This window comes from Oleiphilus sp. HI0043, assembly GCF_001634935.1.
In genome coordinates this window covers 1-1,199 of the sequence record NZ_LWEY01001517.1, presented here as the reverse complement: position 1 = coordinate 1,199, position 1,199 = coordinate 1, and the positions used below count along the sequence as shown (strand labels likewise).

General features: G+C 45.9%; 1 pseudogene. It reads right to left on the bottom strand.

The annotated features are described in order from the left end of the window. Positions 1 to 1,199 (bottom strand): annotated as a pseudogene (locus A3729_RS33330) (hybrid sensor histidine kinase/response regulator); the annotation flags it as partial.

The window sequence follows — 1,199 nt, the reverse complement described above, 5'->3', positions numbered from 1 at the left end:
CTTCTGTGGTTTCGTGAGTCGGAAAGCCAAGTTTAGAGACGCTCTCTTCGGCAACCTTAAGTATACCGTCATTGTCTTGAGCCCCTTCTGAGAGGCGCTCCATATAATACTCAATACTGGTAATCGCATCGGCGAGACGATCCAGTTGTTGCCAGTCAGGAATATGCTTATCGCTTAATAAGGAGTCACGAATATAGGTGCTGCAAGACTCAAGAAGCTTTGCCGCCTGTGTAAGCGGGATGATTTGTAAGCCACCGCGAATACTGTCTAAGAGGTCTGGGACATCCTCTATCTCGGCGTGATCCCACTGAGATGCTATAAAGTTGACGATGCTGTTTTTTGCTTGTTCCAAGCCATTTCGTGATTCATAGATAACGGCATTATGCGCACTTTCGAAGTGTTCAGCGGGTACAACAAATTCGTTTTGCTCTTCTTCACTCTGTTCTCTCGCATCGCTGAGTGAGCTCAGATTAGCTTCGACATATAGCAGGGCACCTGCCATATCCATTAATACTTGGTCGCTAGCTGGTTCACTGCTTTCAGCGATTTCTTCTATGCGGCTAATTTGCTCTAGCACCAGCTTGCGGGCTACACCTAAGCCCAGAACAGCCATGGTATTAGCAATTTGAGTTAATTGAGGTACTAGCTCAAGCAGCTGAGTATTGTCTTTATCGTCATCGCGAACGTATAGATCTAGCTGTTCTTTGACGTGGCTGAGTTCTTCACTTAAGACCTCAACAACTGAGCTCATTGTTTCAGCGCCTGGACGATGCAGTTTCTCACGCTCGGCATCAACTTCTTGTTCGCTTGGTAAGGCTTGAGCCAAGCTAAAGGACGCTTTTAGCTCTTGGATGCGCTGACTGTCAATTGCACTTTTTGCAACGTAATACAGTAAATTCTTTAGTAAGTCCGTCGGTAAAGGCTTCGCTAGAATGGTCTGCGGTTCATCGATCATCAGTTTTATTTGGTGATCGAGCTCACGCAAGAGTTGCTTTGTTGCAGAGCTGATACCTTCTTCATCGCCTCGAATAGCATCGAGGAAACCAACGGCTACCCACCAGATTTTTCCAATGGGTGTTCCCTGGCAAAATTTCTCGAGACGAGATACGACTTTATAAAGGTAGGAAAAGTTTTCAGCAAGATCCTGATTTCTAATGACGCCAGCAAGAGAGAACTGAAACATCTGTCGAAGTTTACGC